We start from the raw sequence: 20,168 nt of genomic DNA, 5'->3' as shown, positions 1-20,168 counted from the left end.
AAATCCCGTTATGAGAATTCTTATCAGTAACGACGACGGTTACCTGGCGCCAGGCCTGGCGGCCCTGGCCGACGCGCTCGCACCCATTGCCGACATCGTCGTGGTGGCGCCCGACAGCAACCGTTCGGGCGCATCCAATTCGCTGTCCCTGGACCGGCCCCTGTCCGTGCACAAGGCCGCCAACGGCTTTTACTTCGTCAACGGCACGCCCACCGATTGCGTGCACGTGGCGCTGACGGGCATGCTCATCGAGCGCCCCGACCTGGTGGTCTCCGGCATCAACAACGGCCCCAACATGGGCGACGACACCCTGTATTCGGGTACCGTGGCGGCCGCCACGGAAGGCTATCTGTTCGGCATTCCCGCCATCGCCTTTTCCCAGTCGCAGTTCGGCTGGGCCAACCTGGACGCGGCCGCCCGCGTGGCCAGGGAAATCGTCGAGCGCCAGTTTGACGCCCTGCAGAAACCGTATCTGCTGAACGTGAACATCCCGGCCATCCCTTACGAGCAAATGCAAGGCGTGGTGGCCACGCGCCTGGGCAAGCGCCATTCGGCCGAGCCCGTGATCCGCGCGCTCGACCCCCGTGGCCGTGAAATCTTCTGGATCGGTCCTGCCGGCGCGGCCAAGGAAGGCGGTCCGGGCACGGACTTCCATGCCGTTGAGCATGGACAAGTATCGATCACGCCGCTGCAGATCGACCTGACCCATACCACTCAACTCGATGCACTGGCAAAAGGCCTGGCATGACCGCTCACTATGACCGATAAGCCGCGTACCTTCCCCCTGTCCCTCGATTCGCTGGCCGGCAAGCCCGCCAGGCAGGGCGGGGGACAGTCGCTGGCCCAGTCCAGGATCGCCACGCCGCAGACGGCCACGCAGAATGCGGCGCAAAACGCGGCGCGGGGCGTGGCGCAGCCGTACGGCACGCACGCGGCCATCGCGCCGTCGCGCGCCCAGGCCATCGCCAATGAGCGGGCGCAGCCTGCGGTGGTATCGCCGCCGCGACAAAACCCGCTCGTCTCGGAGGCCGTGCGCCGGGCCATGGTAGCCCGCGTGGCGAAGCAGGGCGTCAAGGACCAGGTGGTGCTCGACGCCCTGCAAGCCGTGCCGCGCCATATGTTCATGGACGAGGCGCTGGCGTCGCAGGCGTATATCGACGCCTCCTTGCCCATCGGCCACCACCAGACCATTTCGCAGCCGTACATCGTGGCGCGCATGATCGAAGTGATGCGCCAGGGCTGCAGCCTGCAGCGCGTGCTGGAAATCGGCACGGGCTGCGGCTACCAGGCGGCAGTGCTGTCGCTGGTGGCGAAAGAGGTGTATTCGATCGAGCGCATCCGGCCCCTGCACGAGCTGGCGAAGGCCAATCTGCGTCCGCTGCGCGTGTCAAATCTGCGCTTGCAGTACGGAGATGGTATGCTTGGCCTGCCGCAGGCGGCACCCTTTGACGGGATCATCCTTGCCGCAGCCGGCCTGGAAGTCCCGCAAGCCCTGCTGGAACAGCTGGCGCCCGGCGGGCGTCTGGTTGCGCCGGTGGGGGCTAAATTGCAACACTTACAACTCATTACCCGGGTGGGGAAAATGGAATGGACTAGCCAAACCCTGGAAGATTGCCATTTCGTACCTTTGCGCCCGGGCACCATATGATCCCCGGATCAGCTAGCAAGCAGGACATACAATTACATGCGAATGATTAAGAAAAGTAACATACTTCTATGTAGCATCACCTTGGCCGCGCTGTTGAGCGGTTGCGGCACCACGGGCGTCCAGGCGCCCGTCGTGGAGCGCCAGCCATCGAGCAGCAGCGCCGCAGCCAGCGATCCGCGCGACCGCGACCCGGCTTACTACACGGTCAAGCGTGGCGACACCCTGTTGCGTATCGCCCTCGAGCACGGGCAGAATTACCGCGACCTGGTGGCCTGGAATGACTTGAGCAACCCGAACGACATCAAGGTCGACCAGGTGCTGCGCGTGTTGCCGCCAAATGGCGACACGGGCGGCGCGCAAACGTCGGCCATCGTCATGCCGCCGGTGACGGAAGTCAAGCCGGCCGCGCCTGTCGTGCCGAAGAAAACCGGTCCGCGCGGCGAGAAGCGCGCGTATTCCGACGCCACCCTGGCCGAATTGCGCGCCGATGGCGGCAGCAGCGACGTCAAGCCTGCGCCGGCCCCGGCGGCAGCCGTCGCCACCGCACCGGCCGCCGCCGCGGCAGCCCCTGCGGCATCGGCGCCCGGCGACGAGAAAATCAGCTGGATGTGGCCTTCCGAAGGCAAGGTCATCGGCACTTTCGACGAAGGCAAGAACAAGGGCGTGGATATCGCCGGCAAGGCGGGCCAGCAGGTGGTGGCCGCCGGCGCGGGAAAAGTCATGTATGCCGGGAGCGGAATCCGTGGTTATGGTAATCTTGTCATCGTGAAGCACAGTAATAGTTTATTGTCGGCGTATGCGCATAACCGCAGCATCCTGGTGAAGGAAGGGCAGAACGTCAACAAAGGCCAGGCCATCGCCGAAATGGGTGATTCCGATGCCGACCGCGTGAAGCTGCACTTTGAAATCCGCCAGCAGGGCAAGCCTGTCGACCCTTCGAAATTCCTGCCTAACCGTTAGGTAAAGCAATGACACACGCGCCGCACGATCAGCTGGACGATGACCCGGACCCCCCGGAAGACGGGGCAGACGAAGTCGTGACGGACGATGCCGGCGAACTCGACGGCATTGACGCCGTCGACGCGGGCGAGGGCGGCGAGGTGGCCAGCGTCAGCGTGCTGGTCGAAAGTGTCGATGAACTGAAAAAAGTGCTGGCGGCCGAGCTGTCGACCGATACCACGCAGCACTATCTGAACCAGATCGGCACGCGGCCCCTGCTGACGGCGGCGCAAGAAGTGCATTACGCTACCCTCGCCAAGCAGGGCAATTTCGAAGCCCGGCAAACCATGATCGAGCACAACCTGCGCCTGGTCGTGTCGATCGCCAAGCATTACATCAACCGCGGCGTGGTGTTGCTCGACATGATCGAGGAGGGCAACATCGGCCTGATGCGGGCCATCGACAAGTTCGAGCCCGAGCGCGGTTTCCGTTTTTCCACCTACGCCACCTGGTGGATACGCCAGAGCATCGAGCGCGCCATCATGAACCAGGCGCGCACGGTGCGCCTGCCCGTGCACATGGTGCGCGAACTGAATCAAATTCTGCGCGGCAAGTACCACCTGGAAGCCCAGCACCACGATGGCAAGGATGCCACGGCGGAAGACATCGCCCACCTGGTGGGCCGACCCGTGGAAGAGGTGCAGGATATCCTGGCCCTTTCCGAGCACGCCACTTCGCTCGACGCGCCGCTCGACAACGACCCGCAATCGTCGCTGATGGACATGTTGCCCGGCGCCAGCGAAGACGGTCCTGACGCGCGCGCGGAGCACCATGAAATGACGGTGCTGGTGCGCGACTGGCTGACCAAGCTGCCCGACAAGCAGCGCGTGGTCATCATGCGCCGTTTCGGCCTCGACAACGACGATCCGGCCACCCTGGAAACCCTGGCCGAGGAAATGGGCGTGACGCGCGAGCGCGTGCGCCAGATCCAGCAAGAGGCCTTGATCAAGCTCAAACGGGCTATGGCCGCACGCGGCGTCGTGCGCGACTCCCTGCTCTAAGGCGTCCGGTCCCGGTATTTCCGGGGCCGCATCTGCTATCATACGCCCCGCTCGCGGCGCCTGACCTTTCCCCATTCTTTCAAGTTCCAGCGCGGCCCTGCGTCCTGGCCCACTCTTACCTATTGATCGCTATGCAAGAAAATATCATCGAAATCAAATCGCTCGACATGGACGCCCGTGGCGTTGGCCATATTGAGAACGAAGACGGCTCGCCGGGCAAGGTCGTGTTTGTCGAAGGCGCATTGCCGGGCGAGCGCGTCAGCTTTGTGACGTTCAAGAAAAAGAAGAACTGGGAAATGGCCCGGATGACGGCGCTGCACCGCGAATCGTCTATGCGCGTGACGCCCAAGTGCAAGCATTTCGACAATTGCGGCGGTTGCTCGATGCAGCATCTGGAGCCGTCGGCGCAGGTGGCGATCAAGCAGCGCGTGCTGGAAGATAATCTGTGGCATATCGGCAAGGTGCGTCCGCAAAGCATCATGCGCCCCATGTATGGCCCGACCTGGGGCTACCGCTACCGCGCGCGCCTGTCCGTGCGCCACGTCAAGAAGAAGGACGCCGTGCTGGTGGGCTTCCATGAAAAGAAATCGGCTTTCGTTGCCGACATGGATAGCTGCGAGATCTTGCCGCCACACATCTCGGCCATGCTGCTGCCGCTGCGCGGATTGATTGCTTCGCTGTCGATCTTCGACCAGATGCCGCAGATCGAACTGGCCGTGGGCGAAGACGTGACCGCCATGGTCTTGCGGATCATGGCGCCCTTGACGGCGGACGATGAAACGAAACTGAAGGCCTTTGCCGACGAGTATGGCGTGCAATGGTGGCTGCAAGTCAAGGGGCCGGAAACGGCCGTGCCGTTCTATCCGCTGGACAAGCAATTGCATTACCTGCTGCCGGAATTCGGCGTCAAGATGCCGTTCAAGCCCGTCGATTTTACGCAGGTGAACCACCACATCAACCGCGTGCTGGTGTCGAAAGCCCTGCGTTTGCTGGAAGTGCAGCCGACAGACCGCGTGGCCGACCTGTTCTGCGGCCTGGGCAATTTCACCTTGCCGCTGGCCACGCAGGGCAGCGAAGTGGTCGGTATCGAAGGCAGCACCACCCTGACGGAGCGGGCGCTGGAAAACGCGCTGGCCAATGGCCTGGCGGAAAAAACCTCGTTCTCGACGCGCAACCTGTTCGAAGTGACGACGGACGACCTGATCGCGCTGGGCAAGTTCGACCGCATCCTCGTCGACCCGCCGCGCGATGGCGCCATGGCCCTGTGCCAGGCGCTGGTCGGCCTGTCGCAAGTGCGTCCGGATCTGCTGCCGAAACGCATCGTCTACGTCTCGTGCAGCCCGTCGACCCTGGCGCGCGACGCCGGCATCCTGGCGCTGGAAGCAGGCTATGTGCTGAGCAAGGCGGGCGTGGTGAACATGTTCCCGCACACTTCCCACGTGGAGTCCATGGCGGTCTTTGATCTGCTCTGATGGCACACCTGATAAAACGTCCATAGCTGCGTTGCCTTGCCTAGCCGTACTATTCGTACTGTCTTCGGCAAGGCGCCTTGCTCTGAACGTTTTTCAGGCGCGCCGAGGGTATCCCGGCCGCTGGCACAGGTTCCGCTTTTTCTCCTGCCTCCACACCCATACCACTTACAGCGTGTTATAAAACTGGTCTGTATTTTCCCGATCCAGCGTCTTTTTACATCCTTCCTCTGCCGTTTTTTCATTGTCCAGTAGGACAACACGCCATTTGCCTCCGCCGCTGCGCTTCTTGCGCAAAGTGGTATTGCCCACTTTGAGGCCACTTCAAAACCACTTGACCGCCTATTTTTTCAGCAGCATGCTGTTCTTGCAACTGCAAAAAACAAAATCACAGGGTAGCTCTTCATTGAAGCAAAGTAGTATTTCCGCAAACCTGAACAGGAGACAACGTGGAAAATTTAATACTCAAAAAAACGATCAGGAACATGATGGTATGTCTGGCCAGCGGTGGCGTGCTGGCGGCATGCGGCGGTGGCGGCGGTGACGCCGGCGCTCCGGCTGGGTCGCAATTGCTGGCGGCCAGTACGGTGGTCGCTTGCGTGCCGTGGCAAGAGGGCGGCACGTATAACGCGGGCACGGTGGTCACCTACCTGGGCGCCAATTACACGGCCCTGGTGACGCAGACGGATCACGTGGGCTCGGGTTGGAATCCTGTTTCCACGCCGAGCCTGTGGAGCGCCGGCGGCACCTGCGACGGCGGCACCACGCCGACGCCGACTCCCACCCCAACGCCGACTCCAACTCCCACGCCAACCCCGACCCCGGCGCCTACGCCGAACCCGACGCCCACTCCGACGCCAACGCCTACCGGCGGCACCTGCGCGCTGGCGTGGGTGGCCGGCACGGCTTACAGCGCGGGCGCCACCGTTAGCTATGCGGGCACGAATTACCGCGCCAACTACTGGACGCAGGGCGACAATCCGTCGACCAGCAGCGGCGCCGCCGGCACGGGCAAGCCGTGGACCAGCCTGGAGATCTGCAGTACCACGCCGACACCTACTCCAACCCCGACGCCGACGCCGACGCCGACGCCGACGCCGACGCCTACTCCAACACCGACGCCGACGCCGACTCCAACACCTACTCCGACACCAACGCCAACGCCAACGGGCCGCGAAGTCGGCTCCTATTTTGCGCAGTGGGGCGTGTATGGCCGCGACTATGAAGTGGCGAACGTGCACACGAGCGGCGTGGCCGACAAGCTGACCTTCATCAACTATGCCTTCGGCAACATCTATCCGAAAAACGGCGGCTATGAATGCGCCATGATCACCAAGACGGAGCCGGGGGCGACGAATCCGAATTCGCCGGATGCGGGCACGGGCGGCGATGCCGAGGCCGACTACATCCGCACGCCGAAGCGCACCGTTGATGGCCAGGCGATTCCTTGGGATGCACCGTTGTCGGGCAACTTCCTGCAGCTGAGAAAACTCAAGGCGGCGCACCCGAACCTGAAATTGTTCATCTCGCTGGGCGGCTGGAGCTGGTCGAAGAACTTCTCCGTCGGTTCGGCCACCGATGCGCTGCGCAAGCAGATGGTGCGTTCCTGCATCGATATCTACATCAAGGGCAACCTGCCGGTGCAGGGCGGTCGCGGTGGCGTGGGCGCGGCGGCCAACATCTTTGACGGCATCGACATCGACTGGGAATATCCGGTCGGCGGCGGCCAGCCGTACAACACGGTCAGCCCCAACGACAAGCGCAACTTCACCTTGCTGATGGCGGAATTCCGCAGCCAGCTCGATGCGCTCGGTGCAGCCAACGGCAAGCGCTACCTGTTGACGGCCGCTGTCGGTGCCGGCAAGGACAAGATCGACAACACGGAGCCGGCCCTGTACTCGCAGTACATGGATTGGATCAACCTGATGACCTACGACTTCCACGGCGGCTGGGAAAACAGCACCAACTTCAACGCCCAGCTGTTTGCCGACCCTGCCGATCCGTCGACGGGCATGGCGCGTGAATACGTGGGTGACAAGGCGGTGCAGTACATGATTGCCGCCGGCGTGCCGCGAGACAAGCTGCTGCTGGGCATACCGTTCTATGGCCGCGGCTGGACGGGCGTGGCGCCGGGGCCGAATGGCGATGGCCTGTACCAGGCTGCCACGGGCACGGCGCCGGGCACGTACGAGTCGGGTATCGAGGACTATAAAATCCTCGTGGCCAAGGCTGGCACGCGCTACTACCATCCCGTGACCAAGCAGCTGTACCTGTACACGGGGGCGGGCGGCCAGTGGTGGAGCTATGATGACCCGACCGTCATCGGCACCAAGGTGAAATATGTGAAGGACCAGGGTTTGCGCGGCGCGTTCTCGTGGGAACTCGATGGCGACGCGAATGGCGTGCTGGCAACCGAGGTGTGGAAGGTGCGGTAATACTGCGCTAGAGCAGGAGGCGGCCGGGCGGCATACGCTGCCCGGCCGCTTGTTCACATAAAAAACAGGAGACGGGCGATGGCGGCGGTATCGACATTCGGAGTCAAGCAGAAAGAACAGCAGCCGGAACAGGAGCTGAGCCGCGAATGGCGCAGCTGGATCGCGGAAAACCTCATGCTGGGCAGCCACCCGTCGGCGTTGATGCCGGTGCTGCAAAAGGCAGGCATTACGGAGCCCCTGGCGCGCCGCGAAGTGGAGCTGGCGCTGCAGAGTCCCTACCTGGCCGGCGCCGTGCGCCTGTCGAACCGGCTGGCCAAGCGCGACTGGGTGATCGACATCCAGCGCAAGCTGAACCAGTTGCGTCCACCCGAGATTCCCCGCCGCGAGAAACTGACGGCGCACGAGTTCCTGACGGAGTTCTATTCCACCAACCAGCCCGTGATCATCACGGGCATGATGGACGACTGGCCCGCCATGGCCAAGTGGAGCCCGGCCTATTTCCGCGAGCATTACGCGCAGCGCGAAGTGGAAGTGCAGTTCGGCCGCGAGGCGGATGCGCAGTACGAAATGAACAGCGTGGCCCACAAGCGCAAGATGGCGTTTGGCGAGTACGCCAGCCTGGTCGAGGGCAGCGGCGCGACCAACGATTTCTACATGACGGCGAATAACAATTCGCAGAACCGGCAGGCGCTGCGCGAGCTGTGGGACGATATCGGCCAGCTGCCCGAATACCTGGAGCAGAGTGGCGGCCCCACGGGGTTTTTATGGTTTGGCCCGGCCGGCACGGTGACGCCATTCCACCACGACCTGACGAACAACTTCATGGCGCAGGTGCAAGGGCGCAAGCGGCTGCGCATCATGGCCGCCTGCGAGGTGGCGCGGGTGTACAACCAGCGCCACTGTTTTACGCCCGTCGACGGGCGCGATATCGACCTGCAGCGCTATCCGCTGATGGCGGACGTGCAGGTGCGCGAATGCGTGCTGGCGCCGGGCGATATCCTGTTCCTGCCCGTCGGCTGCTGGCATTTCGTCGAAGCGCTCGACATATCGATGACGGTGGCGTTTACCAATTTCAAATGGGATAACGATTTTTACAGCAAGTATCCGCCGAATCACGACTTTTGATCGTGGGCTAAGCTGCCGCGAACAGCCGCCGAACAGGCGGCTTTTTTCATGCTTCAGAGCGTTTCGTGCAAAAAATATTTCGATGAAAAAATTGATTCAAATCATTTCACAGCAAATATTTTGATATGAATGGCCATGATGTTTCATTATCCAGATGGCGATGGCGGGCGGATAATTTTATGGCTGGCGCGGCGCCGGGCCGCGGAGTGGACTTGCCGGCGCGCCAGCACCGACAACCATCTGGAGGCGGCAGGGCATGAACACGCAGCACACGACACAAGCAGCAATGCAGTTGCAGCAAACACCGAAAATCACCGTGGACACGCGGCTGACGCGCGAAGCGGCCGAGCTGCTGGCGAAGGCCGACATCCATTTGAATGGTCGCGCCGCCTGGGACATGCAGCTGCGCAAGCCGGGCGTACCGGAGCGCGCCTTCGCCAGCGGTAACCTGGGCCTCGGCGAAGCGTACATGGATGGCGACTGGGACGCGAACCAGCTTGACGAATTCTTTTGCCATTTGCTGCGCGCCAGGGTGGCCGACGACGTGCGCCCCATGCGCCTGGCCTTCCATGCGCTGACTGCGCGCCTGTTCAACCTGCAGACGGAGCGCCGCGCCTGGATGGTGGGCAAGGAGCACTACGACCTGGGCAATGCCTTCTATGCGGCCATGCTCGATCCGCGCATGACGTATACCTGCGGCTACTGGAAGAATGCCGGCAACCTGGCCGAGGCGCAGGAAGCCAAGCTCGATCTGATCTGCCGCAAGCTGCGCCTGGAACCGGGCATGTGCGTGCTCGATATCGGCTGCGGCTGGGGCAGCTTCATGCGCTATGCGGCGGAGAAATACCAGGTGCGGTGCGTGGGCGTGACGATCTCGAAGGAGCAGGCGGCGTATGCGCGCGGCATGCCGGGTGGCGAGCACCTGGACTTCCGCCTGCAGGACTACCGCGACACTGATGAAAAATTCGACCGCATCGTCAGCATCGGCATGTTCGAGCACGTGGGGCACAAGAACCACCGCACCTTCATGGAAGTGGCGCACCGCTGCCTGGAAGACGACGGCCTGTTCCTGCTGCACACGATCGGCAAGAACAAGCGCCATTCCACGTGCGATCCGTGGATCGACAAATACATCTTCCCGAATGGCGACTTGCCGTCGCTCGGCCAGATCGGCGACGCCATCGATGATCTGTTCGTGGCCGAGGACTTGCATAACTTCGGCGCCGACTACGACAGGACCCTGATGGCCTGGCATGCGAATTTCGAGCAGGCGTGGCCGCGCTTTGCCGCCCAGCTGGGCGAGCGCTTCCACCGCATGTGGTCCTACTATCTGCTGTCCTGCGCCGGCGCCTTCCGCGCGCGCGACCTGCAGCTGTGGCAATGGGTGCTGGCCAAGCAGGGCGTGCTGGGCGGCTACGAGCGTGTCAGTTGAGATGTGCGGCAACTGATATGATGGATTGATGGATATCAATCAAGCGCGTACCTTCCTGGAAGTGGCGTCCTGCGGCAGTTTCATCATGGCGGCTGAACGCATGCACGTGACGCAGACGGCCGTCAGCGCCCGCATCCGCTCGCTGGAGCAGCAACTGGGGCGCCAGCTCTTCGTGCGCAACAAGGCGGGCGCGCGCCTGACGTCGGCCGGCGAGCGCTTCATGCGCCATGCGGCCACCATGGTGCAGGTGTGGGAGCGGGCGCGCCACCAGGTGGCCTTGCCGCCGGGGCGCGACGACGCCGTCAGCATCGGCTGCGAGCTGAGCCTGTGGCAGCCGCTGCTCGGCGACTGGCTGATACGCATGAGCCGCGACTGTCCCCAGATCGCCTTGCGCGCGGAAGTCGACAGCCCCGCGCGCCTGCTCGACGCCGTGCATGACGGCTCGCTGGACCTGGCCGTGCTGTACAACCCGCCGCAGCGCCCGGGCCTGGCCAGCGAATTGCTGGCCGAGGAAAAGCTGGTGATGGTGACCACGCGCGCTGATGGGCAGATGCATGCCGACACGTATGTGTATGTGGACTGGGGCCCCAGCTTCGCGGCCAATCACCAGGCGGCCTACCCGGAGCTGAGCAGCCCGCCCGTTTCGATCTCGCTGGGGCCGCTGGCCCTCGTGTATCTGCTGGACGTGGGCGGCGCCAGTTACTTCCGTATCGGCAGCGCGCAACCCTATCTCGATGCGGGTTTGCTGCACCGCGTGCGCGACGCGCCCGAATTCTCGCATTCCGCCTACGCCGTGTATGCGGCTCAGCGCGACAACCCGACGCTGGACCGCGCCCGCGCCTGCCTGCTGGAGGTGGCGGAAAAGGTGAAGTGAAGCTGCAGACGTAAAAAAGCCGACCCGAGGGTCGGCTTTTATTTTCATGCGTATAAGCGCAATGCTTAGTCGCGGCTGCCGCCTGCAAATCCTAACAACGACAACAGGCTGGTGAAGATGTTGTACACGTCCAGGTAGATGCGCAGGGTGGCCGAGATGTAGTTGGTCTCGCCGCCGTTGATGATTTGCTGCACGTCATACAGGATGTAGGCCGAGAAGATGGCGATGGCGACCATGGAGATCACGATCGACAGTGCCGACAGGCCCAGGAAAATGTTCGCTACCGATGCCAGGATCAGCACGATCACGCCGGCGAACAGCCATTTGCCCATGGCCGAGAAGTCGCGCTTCGAAACCGTGGCGATCGTGGCCATCACGGCCAGGATGGTGGCCGTGCCGCCGAATGCCGTCATGATCAGCATGCCGCCATTCGAGTAGCCGAGCGTGCGCGTCAGGATAGGCGTGAGCATCAGGCCCATGAAGAAGGTAAAGCCGAGCAGGACGGCGACGCCGAGGCCCGAGTTCTTGGTCTTCTCAATCGCGTACATGAAGCCGAAAGCGACGGCCATGAAGATGATGAAACCCATGCCGCCGGTCAGCATCGGCAAATGCATCTGCACGCCGATGAAGGCGCCCAGCACGGTCGGGATCATGGACAGCGCCAGCAGCCAGTAAGTGTTGCGCAAGACCTGATGGCGGACTTGCTGCATGCCCCCCGACAGGTCAAAGGTGCGTTGCATGTTCTGATTCATAGTGCCTCCGTGTTGTCAATTCAAATTACTGCTTTACCCAAGGATAGCATGAGGGCCGGAATTTGCCAAAAAAGCAGCTTAAGATTTCATTAAACGGGGGCAGGGTGGCAAGATGCCCCCTGCCTGTCTGGGTGATATGGGGTGGAGTATGGTAAAATCAAAGGTTGATTGAGTTATCAATTTACCGTTTTAAACCTTACTTTTTATTGGAGTTTTCACACATGGCAATCGAACGCACCCTGTCGATCATCAAACCAGACGCAGTTGCAAAAAACGTAATCGGTCAAATCTACTCCCGTTTTGAAAACGCTGGCCTGAAAATCGTTGCAGCACGCATGACCCAACTGTCACGCGAACAAGCTGAAGGCTTCTACGCAGCGCACAAAGAACGCGGCTTCTTCAAGGATCTGGTCGACTTCATGGTTTCCGGTCCAGTCATGATCCAAGCCCTGGAAGGCGAAAACGCCGTTCTGGCCCACCGTGACCTGATGGGCGCGACCGATCCGAAGAAAGCAGAAAAAGGCACGATCCGCGCCGATTTCGCCGATTCGATCGACGCTAACGCCGTACACGGTTCCGACGCTGTCGAAGCTGCTAAAGTGGAAATCGCTTACTTCTTCCCAGAACTGAAGGCTTAATTGCCTTAGATAACGTTATTTCCTGGCGTTATCTGTGAAATAACTTATCACCCCCCTGTTCCCGCTGCGCTGTGGAGTTTTCGCTCTGGATGCGCGCGGGGACGGATTTTTAGAATAGACAAGATCATGAATACGACGACCCTCACCAACTTGCTGGACCTCGATCCCGCGCAACTCATCGCCTACTGCGCCGAGTTGGGAGAGAAACCGTTTCGTGCGAAACAATTGCAACGTTGGATACACCAGTTCGGCGCTTCCGATTTCGACGCCATGACGGACCTGGCCAAGTCGCTGCGCGACAAGCTGGCCACGCGCGCCGAAGTGCGCGCCCCGGCCATCATCAGCGACCACACGTCGACGGATGGCACGCGCAAGTGGCTGGTCGACGTGGGCAATGGCAATGCCGTGGAAACCGTGTTCATTCCGGAAGAAAACCGCGGCACCCTGTGCATCTCGACCCAGGCCGGCTGCGCCGTGAACTGCCGTTTCTGCTCGACGGGCAAGCAAGGCTTCAACCGCAACCTGTCCGTGGGCGAAATCATCGGCCAGCTGTGGATGGCGGAGTTCGAATTGCGCCGCACCAAGGGCATCGAACCGGGCCCGAAAGGCGAGCGCCAGATCACCAACGTGGTGATGATGGGCATGGGCGAGCCCCTGCTGAACTTTGAGCCGACCGTCACTGCCCTGAAATTGATGCTTGACGACAACGCCTACGGCCTGTCGCGCCGCCGCGTGACCCTGTCGACGTCGGGCGTGGTGCCGATGATGGACAAGCTGTCGCAGGAAGTGCCGGTGGCCCTGGCCGTCTCGCTGCACGCCTCGAACGACGCCTTGCGCGACGGGCTGATTCCACTGAACAAGAAATACCCGCTGAAGGAATTGATGGCGGCCTGCAAGCGCTACCTGGAATTTGCCCCGCGCGACTTCATCACCTTCGAATACTGCATGCTGGACGGCGTCAACGACAGCGACGAGCATGCGCGCGAATTGCTGGCGCTGGTGCAAGACCGCGAGTTCGGCGTGAACTGCAAGTTCAACCTGATCCCGTTCAATCCTTTCCCCGAGTCGGGCCTGTTCCGCTCGAAAAATCCGCGCATCAAGGCGTTTGCCCAGGTGCTCATGGATGGCGGCATCATCACCACCGTGCGCAAGACGCGCGGCGACGATATCGATGCGGCTTGCGGCCAGCTGGCCGGCGAAGTCAAGGACCGCACCCGGGTGCAGGAGCGCATGGAAAAGATGACTGAGTATCAACAGAAATTTGGCGCCAATTTCGGCAAGATCGTGGAGATCCGCTCCTGATGCGGGGAAGCATGGCTTATCCTGGCGTACTTGCCGTGGCTGTTGTCAGCCTGGGCGTGCTGCTGGCCGGCTGTGCTTCCACCGCAGACAAGGAGCAGGCTGCATCTGTCGAGCAGCGCGCCGCCTTGCGCTTGCAGTTGGCCAGCGCCTATTATATGCAAGACCAGTTTGTGGTGGCGTTGGCGGAAGCGGAGCAGGCGGTGCAGCTGGTACCGGGCAACGCCCAGGTGCGCGGCATGCGCGCCCTGATTTTTGCTGCTATGCGCCAACCCGTGGCTGCTGAAAAAGATTTTCTTTACGCATTGCGCCTTGCGCCCCACAATCCCGAGTTGAGCAATAATTATGGCCTGTTTCTGTGCCAGACCGGGCGCGCGGCGCAGTCGTTGGCGTATTTTGATGCCGCATTGCAAGATGTCGCCTATGGCACGCCTGAACTGGCGCTGCATAATGCGGCGGCGTGCAGCCTGGTCATGAAAGATTACTCGCGCGCCGCCGGCTACTGGCTCAAGGCGGAGCGCATCGCACCTGGCGCGGCAATTACCTATGCCGGCCTGGTGCGCGTGTATTACCAACAGCAAGACTACCGGCAAGCGGCTCATTACCTTGAGCGGCTCGGTAAAGTAGCGACAATGGAGGGCCAGACGGCCGATGTGCTGTGGCTCGGGATCAAGGTGCAGCATAAGCTCGGGGATGCGGGTGCGGAAGCTGGCCTGGGGGCGCTGTTGCGCAACCACCATTCCGGCTCCCCCGAATATGCTGCTTATCAAAATGGGGCGTTTGATGAGTGAGACAGGGATACCAATGAATTCAGAGTGGGCAGAAACGCCTCAGCAGCAGCCCCAGGGCAATCTTGCGTTGGCAGGCGCACAGTTGAAAGCGCAGCGCGAAGCGCTGGGCTGGCCGGTGGAGCAGGTGGCCGACCAGCTCAAGCTGGCGCCGCGCCAGGTGATCGCGCTGGAAGAGGGCGACATGGCGGCTTTGCCGAATCTGGCCGTGGTGCGCGGTTTCGTGCGCGCCTACGCCAAGGTGGTGCGTCTCGACGCGGCGCCGCTGGTGGCCATGATCGAAGTCCATCCGGCGCCGACGCAGCAGGACCCGGCCGCGCCCGTGCGGCGTGAAATTTCCGCCACGTTTTCCGAATCGCGCTTCCCGTCGATGACGCAGCGCTCGTCGAACCAGACTCCCCTCTGGATCGCCGGCGCCGTGGCTGTCGTCGTGGCGGCCGCCTTTGGCGCGTATAAACTCGGTTATGTGCCGGCCGGCCTGCTGTCCTCGCAGGCCGGGAAAGAAACGGCGCATGCGGAAGTGGGCCCCGTGGAAACGACCCTGATCAAGCCGGGCCAGGACTTGACGCCCGTGCAGTCGCCGTCCGTGCCCCTGATTTCCGTGCCGCCGCCGCCAGGCAACGATACGCAGACGGGCGCACCGGCCGCCGTCGCTTCGGCGCCGGCCGCTGCCGTAGTGCCGCCAGCCGCCGTGCCCGCGCCCGCTCCAGCGGCGACGCCTGCCGTCACGCCGCCCGCGGCTGCGGCTGCCGTGGGCGCGAATGCGCTGGTGCTGAAGGTCGAGCAGGATTCCTGGGTGGAAATCCGCCGCCCCGGCAGCACGCCGCTGATTTCGCGCATGGTCAAGGCGGGCAGCACGGAAACGTTCGATATCACGGGACCGGCCACCCTGGTGGTAGGCAAGCCGGGTGTCGTGCAGGCAACTTTGCGCGGCGCCAAGCTGGATCTGCCGACCGTTGCCGGCGGCACGATTTCCCGTGTCAGCATCAAATAATTGCAGTAACCGTTCAAGCAAACTCAGAAGATAATATTATGGCTACCTCGAAAACAGCGATCGGCTCCGGTCCATCCGGCCGTCGCGACAGCCGCAAGGTGCTGATCGCGCACGGCCAGCGCCAGATCTGGGTGGGCGGCGACGCCCCCGTGGTGGTGCAGTCGATGACGAACACGGATACGGCCGACGCCATCGGCACGGCGATCCAGATCAAGGAACTGGCGCGTGCCGGTTCGGAGTTGGTGCGCCTGACGGTGGACCGTCCGGAAGCGGCCGCGGCCGTGCCCTACATCCGCGAGCAGCTCGACAAGATGGACATCGACGTGCCGCTGGTGGGCGATTTTCACTATAACGGCCATACCCTGCTCAACGATTACCCCGATTGCGCGCGCGCGCTGTCGAAGTACCGCATCAACCCGGGCAACGTGGGCAAGGGCGCCAAGCGCGATACGCAATTCGCGCAAATGATCGAGGCGGCTTGCCGCTACGACAAGCCGGTGCGCATCGGCGTGAACTGGGGCAGCCTGGACCAGGCCTTGCTGGCGCGCATCATGGATGAAAACGCGGGCCGCGCCGAACCGTGGCCGGCGCAAGCCGTCATGTATGAAGCGCTGGTGACGTCGGCGATTGAAAACGCCGTGCGCGCCGAAGAACTGGGTCTGGCGCGCGACAAGATCATCCTGTCGTGCAAGGTTTCGGGCGTGCAGGACCTGATCGCCGTGTACCGCGAACTGGCGCAGCGCTGCGACTATCCGCTGCACCTGGGCTTGACGGAAGCGGGCATGGGCAGCAAGGGCATCGTGGCATCCACCGCGGCCCTGGCCGTGCTGCTGCAGGAAGGCATCGGCGACACCATCCGCATTTCGCTCACGCCCGAACCGGGCGGCGACCGCACGCGCGAAGTCATCGTCGGCCAGGAAATCCTGCAAACCATGGGCTTGCGCAAGTTCGCACCCATGGTCATCGCTTGCCCAGGCTGCGGCCGCACGACGTCGACCACCTTCCAGGAGCTGGCTGACAACATCCAGACGTATCTGCGCGAGCAGATGCCGGAATGGAAGAAATCGTATCCGGGCGTGGAAGCGATGAACGTGGCCGTCATGGGCTGCATCGTCAACGGCCCCGGCGAATCGAAGCATGCGAACATCGGCATCAGCCTGCCCGGCACGGGCGAGTCGCCTGCCGCGCCCGTGTTTGTCGACGGCGAAAAAGTCGTCACCCTGCGCGGCGAACGCATCGTCGAGGAATTCCAGGACATCGTCTTGAATTATGTTAAAAGCCATTATGGCAAGACCGCGCCGGTTGCCGCGTAATCGGTCGGGTAGGTCGGATTAGCGGGGCCGCCGAGGCGCGAAGCGCGTCATCCGACAATCAAGTTAAAGCAAAGAAGAACACTATGTCCGAAAATAAAAAAGCAGAAAAAATTACAGGCGTGAAGGGCATGAACGATGTCCTGCCAGCCGATGCCCCGCTGTGGGAATTGTTTGAAAACACGGCGCAATCCGTGCTGCAAAGCTATGGCTTCCAGCAAATCCGCACGCCGATCGTGGAAGAAACGAAATTGTTCGCGCGCGCCATCGGCGCCGTGACCGATATCGTGGAAAAGGAAATGTATTCGTTCACAGATTCGATGAACGGCGACAACCTGACCCTGCGTCCTGAAGGCACGGCCGGCGTGGTGCGCGCCGTGGTCGAGCACAACCTCGTCTACGAAGGCCCGAAACGCCTGTGGTACAAGGGCCAGATGTTCCGCCACGAGCGTCCGCAAAAGGGCCGCTACCGCCAGTTCCACCAGTTCGGCGTGGAAGCCATCGGCTTCACGGGCCCGGATATCGACGCCGAGATCATCATGCTGTCGCGCCGCCTGTGGGATGACCTGGGCCTGGAAGGCATCCGTCTGGAACTGAACTCGATCGGCGACGCGGCCGAGCGCCTGCGCCACCGCGCCGACCTGATCGCCTACCTGGAAAGCCACAGCGAGCTGCTCGACGAAGAGGCCAAGCGCCGCCTGCACAGCAATCCGCTGCGCATCCTCGACACCAAGAACCCTGCGATGCAGGACCTGGTCAATGGCGCGCCGAAGCTGCTGGACTACCTGGGCGAAGAATCGCTGGCTCACTTCCACGGCGTGCAGAAGATATTGAACCACAACAATATCCCGTTCACCATCAATCCACGCCTGGTGCGCGGCCTCGATTACTACAACCGCACGGTGTTCGAGTGGGTCAGCGACAAGCTGGGCGCGCAAGGCACGGTCTGCGCCGGGGGGCGCTATGACGGCATGGTGGAAATGTTCGGCGGCAAATCGACGCCCGCCGTCGGTTTCGGCATGGGCGTCGAACGCCTGGTATTGCTGATGAAAGACGCGGCCGAGCCCGAGCAGCCGGCCCAGTGCGACGTCTACCTGGTGCACCAGGGCGAGCAGGCAGGCTTGCAAGCTTTCGTGCTGGCCGAGCGGATTCGCGATGCGGGCCTGGACGTTGTGCTACATTGCGCAGCGAGCAACGGCGGCGGCAGCTTCAAGACGCAAATGAAAAAGGCCGACGCCAGCGGCGCGGCGTTTGCCGTGATCATGGGCGACGATGAAATCGCCAATAATGTCGCTACGGTGAAAGCCATGCGCGAAGCCGATGCCGGCGCGCAGCAGAACACGGTGCCGTTCGACGATGTCGTCGACTACGTGGTGGACCAGATCATCGGCGACCACGATTGCGGCCATGACCACGGCCCTGGCGGCCACGTGCATCACCACCATTGATTTCAGCAAGACCGTACTACCCTCGATCAACTACTCATTAAAACTGACGACCCATGGCATACGATCACGAAGAACAAGAACAACTGGCAACCCTCAAGGCCTGGTGGCAGCGCAATGGCAATCTGACCTCCTGGGTCCTGATCGTGGCGCTGGCAGGCTACAGCGGCTGGGCTGGCTGGCAGTACTACCAGCGCACGCAGGCTGCGCAAGCGGGCCAGCTGTACGACGAACTGCAAAACGCCATCGCCGCCAAGGACACCGCCAAGGTGATGCGCGCGGCTGGCGACATGCAATCGCGTTTCAGCGGCACGGCGTATGCGCAGATGAGCGCCCTGGCCGCGGCCAAGGTGGCGTTTGACGCGAATGACCTGAAAACGGCCAAGACCCAGCTGCAATGGGTTGCCGAGCACGGCACGGAAGAGTACAAGGCCATCGCCAAGCTGCGCCTGGCCGGCGTCCTGCTGGATGAAAAAGCCTACGATGAAGCGCTGAAAGTGCTGGCGACGGCTTCCGTGGCGCAATTTGCCGGCGCCGTGGCCGACCGCAAGGGCGACATCCTGGTGGCGCAAAACAAGCTGGCCGATGCGCGCACGGCTTACCTGGCCGCTCTGGCCGCGACGGACAAGAACAATCCAGGCCGTCAATTGATCCAGGTCAAGCTGGAAGCGATTGGCGGTACGGTACCGGAAGACAAGGCCAAGGCTGACAAGGCTGCCGCCTGACAGGAACACTGATGGCGTGGCCGCGTGGCGCTTTGCACCGCCTGCCTCGCCCTTACAAGTACAAGAAAAAGGTTGGATAACACTTATGCGTGTCACTGAAAAGCTGGTAGCTGCAAGTCTGTTGGCCCTGATGGCCGGTTGCTCGTCCTGGAACCCGTTCGCCTCGAAAGATCCGAAAGTCGAACCGGCCAAGCTGGTCGAGTTAAAATCGAGCATCGCCGTGCGCGACGCCTGGAAGTATTCGATCGGCAAGGCCGGCGTGTACGCCTTCACGCCTGCGCTGGCCGGCAACAGCCTGTACGTGGTCAGCGCCGATGGCGCGCTGGCACGCCTGGACGCGGCCAGCGGCCGTGAGACGTGGCGCGTCAAGGCCGGCAGCGACATCACGTCCAGCGCCGGCAGCGATGGCACGCTGGTGGCCGTGGGCGCCGCCAAGGGCGCCGTGCTGGCGTTCGATGCCGACGGCAAGCAGCTGTGGAAGGCGCAGGCGTCCAGCGAAGTCTTGACGGCGCCCGTCGTAGGGCAGGGCGTGGTGGTGGTGCGCAGCGTGGACAACCGTATCGTCGGTTTCGACGCCAAGACGGGCGAACGCAAGTGGACGGTGCAGCGCGCCACGCCGGCCTTGACCTTGCGCAATGCGCCGGGCATGGTGCTGGGCGGCGCGAACATCTACGTGGCCCAGCCAGGCGGCAAGCTGCTGGCTCTGACGGCGGCCACCGGTGTGGTACGCTGGGAGATCGTCGTCAGTGAACCGCGCGGCGCCACCGAACTGGAACGCGTTTCCGATATCGCCGGCGCGCCGGTGGTATTCGAAGGCGAAGTGTGCGCCGTCACGTACCAGGGCAAGGCGGGCTGCTTCGATGCCGCCACGGGCGTGCCGCGCTGGACCAAGCCGATCTCGTCCGATGTGGGCGTGGCCGTCGACCAGCGTTTCGTGTTTGTTGCCGACGCCCAGGGCGCCGTCGTGGCGTTCAGCCGCGAAGGCGGCCAGAGCGCCTGGAAGAATGAGGCGCTGGCGCGCCGCCGCCTGTCGACGCCGGCCTCCTACGGCCGCAGCGTTGCCGTCGGTGACTATCAAGGTTACATCCACTTCCTGTCACGGGAAGATGGCGCATTAATAGGTCGTGTCAGCACCGACGGTAGCCCGATTGTTTCGGCTCCCGTTGTTGCCGGTTCGAATTTGATTTTTCAAACCCAATCAGGGACAGTGACCGCTCTCGCGGTCGAGTAATAC

The 20,168-nt window shown here is 62.5% G+C and carries 18 protein-coding genes; 17 read left to right on the top strand and 1 reads right to left on the bottom strand.

What is annotated here, in order from left to right; all coding sequences use genetic code 11:
* The first annotated feature begins 10 nt into the window (after positions 1–10).
* The 9 genes from surE to BLT98_RS07680 all read left to right on the top strand — a co-directional run bounded on the left by surE (position 11) and on the right by BLT98_RS07680 (position 10,983).
* On the top strand, positions 11–748 hold the full coding sequence (gene surE / locus BLT98_RS07720; protein ID WP_034789072.1) for a 5'/3'-nucleotidase SurE: 738 nt from the start codon (positions 11–13) through the stop codon (positions 746–748).
* A gap of 9 nt (positions 749–757) precedes the next feature.
* A complete protein-coding gene (locus BLT98_RS07715; RefSeq protein ID WP_092606288.1) occupies positions 758–1,648 on the top strand; it encodes a protein-L-isoaspartate(D-aspartate) O-methyltransferase in 891 nt (296 codons plus the stop codon).
* A gap of 42 nt (positions 1,649–1,690) precedes the next feature.
* The gene (locus tag BLT98_RS07710; RefSeq protein ID WP_034789067.1) at positions 1,691–2,608 is read left to right on the top strand and encodes a peptidoglycan DD-metalloendopeptidase family protein; all 918 of its coding nucleotides are present in this window, start codon (positions 1,691–1,693) and stop codon (positions 2,606–2,608) included.
* An 8-nt stretch (positions 2,609–2,616) separates the two neighbouring features.
* Positions 2,617–3,648 (top strand): RNA polymerase sigma factor RpoS, encoded by a 1,032-nt coding sequence (rpoS, locus tag BLT98_RS07705; RefSeq protein ID WP_092606285.1) that lies wholly within the window; start codon positions 2,617–2,619, stop codon positions 3,646–3,648.
* A 131-nt stretch (positions 3,649–3,779) separates the two neighbouring features.
* Positions 3,780–5,120: a 23S rRNA (uracil(1939)-C(5))-methyltransferase RlmD gene (rlmD, locus tag BLT98_RS07700; protein WP_034789062.1), complete on the top strand. Its 1,341-nt coding sequence runs from the start codon at positions 3,780–3,782 to the stop codon at positions 5,118–5,120.
* Positions 5,121–5,602: 482 nt separating this feature from the next.
* Positions 5,603–7,552 carry a glycosyl hydrolase family 18 protein gene (locus tag BLT98_RS07695; RefSeq protein ID WP_280141167.1) on the top strand — a complete coding sequence of 650 codons (1,950 nt, stop codon included), beginning with the start codon at positions 5,603–5,605 and terminating at the stop codon, positions 7,550–7,552.
* A 78-nt stretch (positions 7,553–7,630) separates the two neighbouring features.
* Positions 7,631–8,677, top strand: a complete 1,047-nt coding sequence (locus BLT98_RS07690; RefSeq protein ID WP_092606283.1) for a cupin-like domain-containing protein — start codon at positions 7,631–7,633, stop codon at positions 8,675–8,677.
* Positions 8,678–8,963: 286 nt separating this feature from the next.
* A complete protein-coding gene (cfa, locus tag BLT98_RS07685) occupies positions 8,964–10,109 on the top strand; it encodes a cyclopropane fatty acyl phospholipid synthase (protein ID WP_092606281.1) in 1,146 nt (381 codons plus the stop codon).
* A gap of 28 nt (positions 10,110–10,137) precedes the next feature.
* Complete coding sequence (locus BLT98_RS07680; protein WP_092606279.1) at positions 10,138–10,983, top strand: LysR family transcriptional regulator; 846 nt, start codon at positions 10,138–10,140, stop codon at positions 10,981–10,983.
* Between the two features lie 65 nt (positions 10,984–11,048).
* On the opposite strand, the gene BLT98_RS07675 is transcribed toward BLT98_RS07680, so the two are convergent.
* The gene (locus BLT98_RS07675; protein WP_034752039.1) at positions 11,049–11,735 is read right to left on the bottom strand and encodes a Bax inhibitor-1/YccA family protein; all 687 of its coding nucleotides are present in this window, start codon (positions 11,733–11,735) and stop codon (positions 11,049–11,051) included.
* Between the two features lie 221 nt (positions 11,736–11,956).
* Here BLT98_RS07675 and ndk point away from each other — a divergent pair, with 221 nt between their 5' ends.
* The 8 genes from ndk to bamB all read left to right on the top strand — a co-directional run bounded on the left by ndk (position 11,957) and on the right by bamB (position 20,165).
* A complete protein-coding gene (ndk, locus tag BLT98_RS07670; protein ID WP_034752036.1) occupies positions 11,957–12,373 on the top strand; it encodes a nucleoside-diphosphate kinase in 417 nt (138 codons plus the stop codon).
* Positions 12,374–12,499: 126 nt separating this feature from the next.
* The gene (gene rlmN, locus BLT98_RS07665) at positions 12,500–13,675 is read left to right on the top strand and encodes a dual-specificity RNA methyltransferase RlmN (protein ID WP_034752035.1); all 1,176 of its coding nucleotides are present in this window, start codon (positions 12,500–12,502) and stop codon (positions 13,673–13,675) included.
* Positions 13,676–13,686: 11 nt separating this feature from the next.
* Positions 13,687–14,463, top strand: coding sequence for a type IV pilus biogenesis/stability protein PilW (gene pilW, locus BLT98_RS07660; protein ID WP_244517418.1), 777 nt, complete (start codon positions 13,687–13,689; stop codon positions 14,461–14,463).
* An 82-nt stretch (positions 14,464–14,545) separates the two neighbouring features.
* Positions 14,546–15,454 (top strand): helix-turn-helix domain-containing protein, encoded by a 909-nt coding sequence (locus BLT98_RS07655; protein ID WP_347568017.1) that lies wholly within the window; start codon positions 14,546–14,548, stop codon positions 15,452–15,454.
* Between the two features lie 38 nt (positions 15,455–15,492).
* Positions 15,493–16,767, top strand: coding sequence for a flavodoxin-dependent (E)-4-hydroxy-3-methylbut-2-enyl-diphosphate synthase (gene ispG, locus BLT98_RS07650; protein ID WP_034789045.1), 1,275 nt, complete (start codon positions 15,493–15,495; stop codon positions 16,765–16,767).
* Between the two features lie 83 nt (positions 16,768–16,850).
* Positions 16,851–18,212, top strand: coding sequence for a histidine--tRNA ligase (hisS, locus tag BLT98_RS07645; RefSeq protein ID WP_034789042.1), 1,362 nt, complete (start codon positions 16,851–16,853; stop codon positions 18,210–18,212).
* 53 nt (positions 18,213–18,265) lie between these two features.
* The gene (locus BLT98_RS07640; protein WP_034752031.1) at positions 18,266–18,934 is read left to right on the top strand and encodes a YfgM family protein; all 669 of its coding nucleotides are present in this window, start codon (positions 18,266–18,268) and stop codon (positions 18,932–18,934) included.
* 85 nt (positions 18,935–19,019) lie between these two features.
* Positions 19,020–20,165: an outer membrane protein assembly factor BamB gene (bamB, locus tag BLT98_RS07635; RefSeq protein ID WP_070254062.1), complete on the top strand. Its 1,146-nt coding sequence runs from the start codon at positions 19,020–19,022 to the stop codon at positions 20,163–20,165.
* Positions 20,166–20,168 lie beyond the last annotated feature (3 nt).

This window comes from Janthinobacterium sp. YR213 (assembly GCF_900099875.1).
In the GTDB taxonomy this organism is placed as follows: domain Bacteria; phylum Pseudomonadota; class Gammaproteobacteria; order Burkholderiales; family Burkholderiaceae_D; genus Janthinobacterium; species Janthinobacterium lividum.
This window is presented reverse-complemented; position numbering and strand designations above follow the sequence as displayed.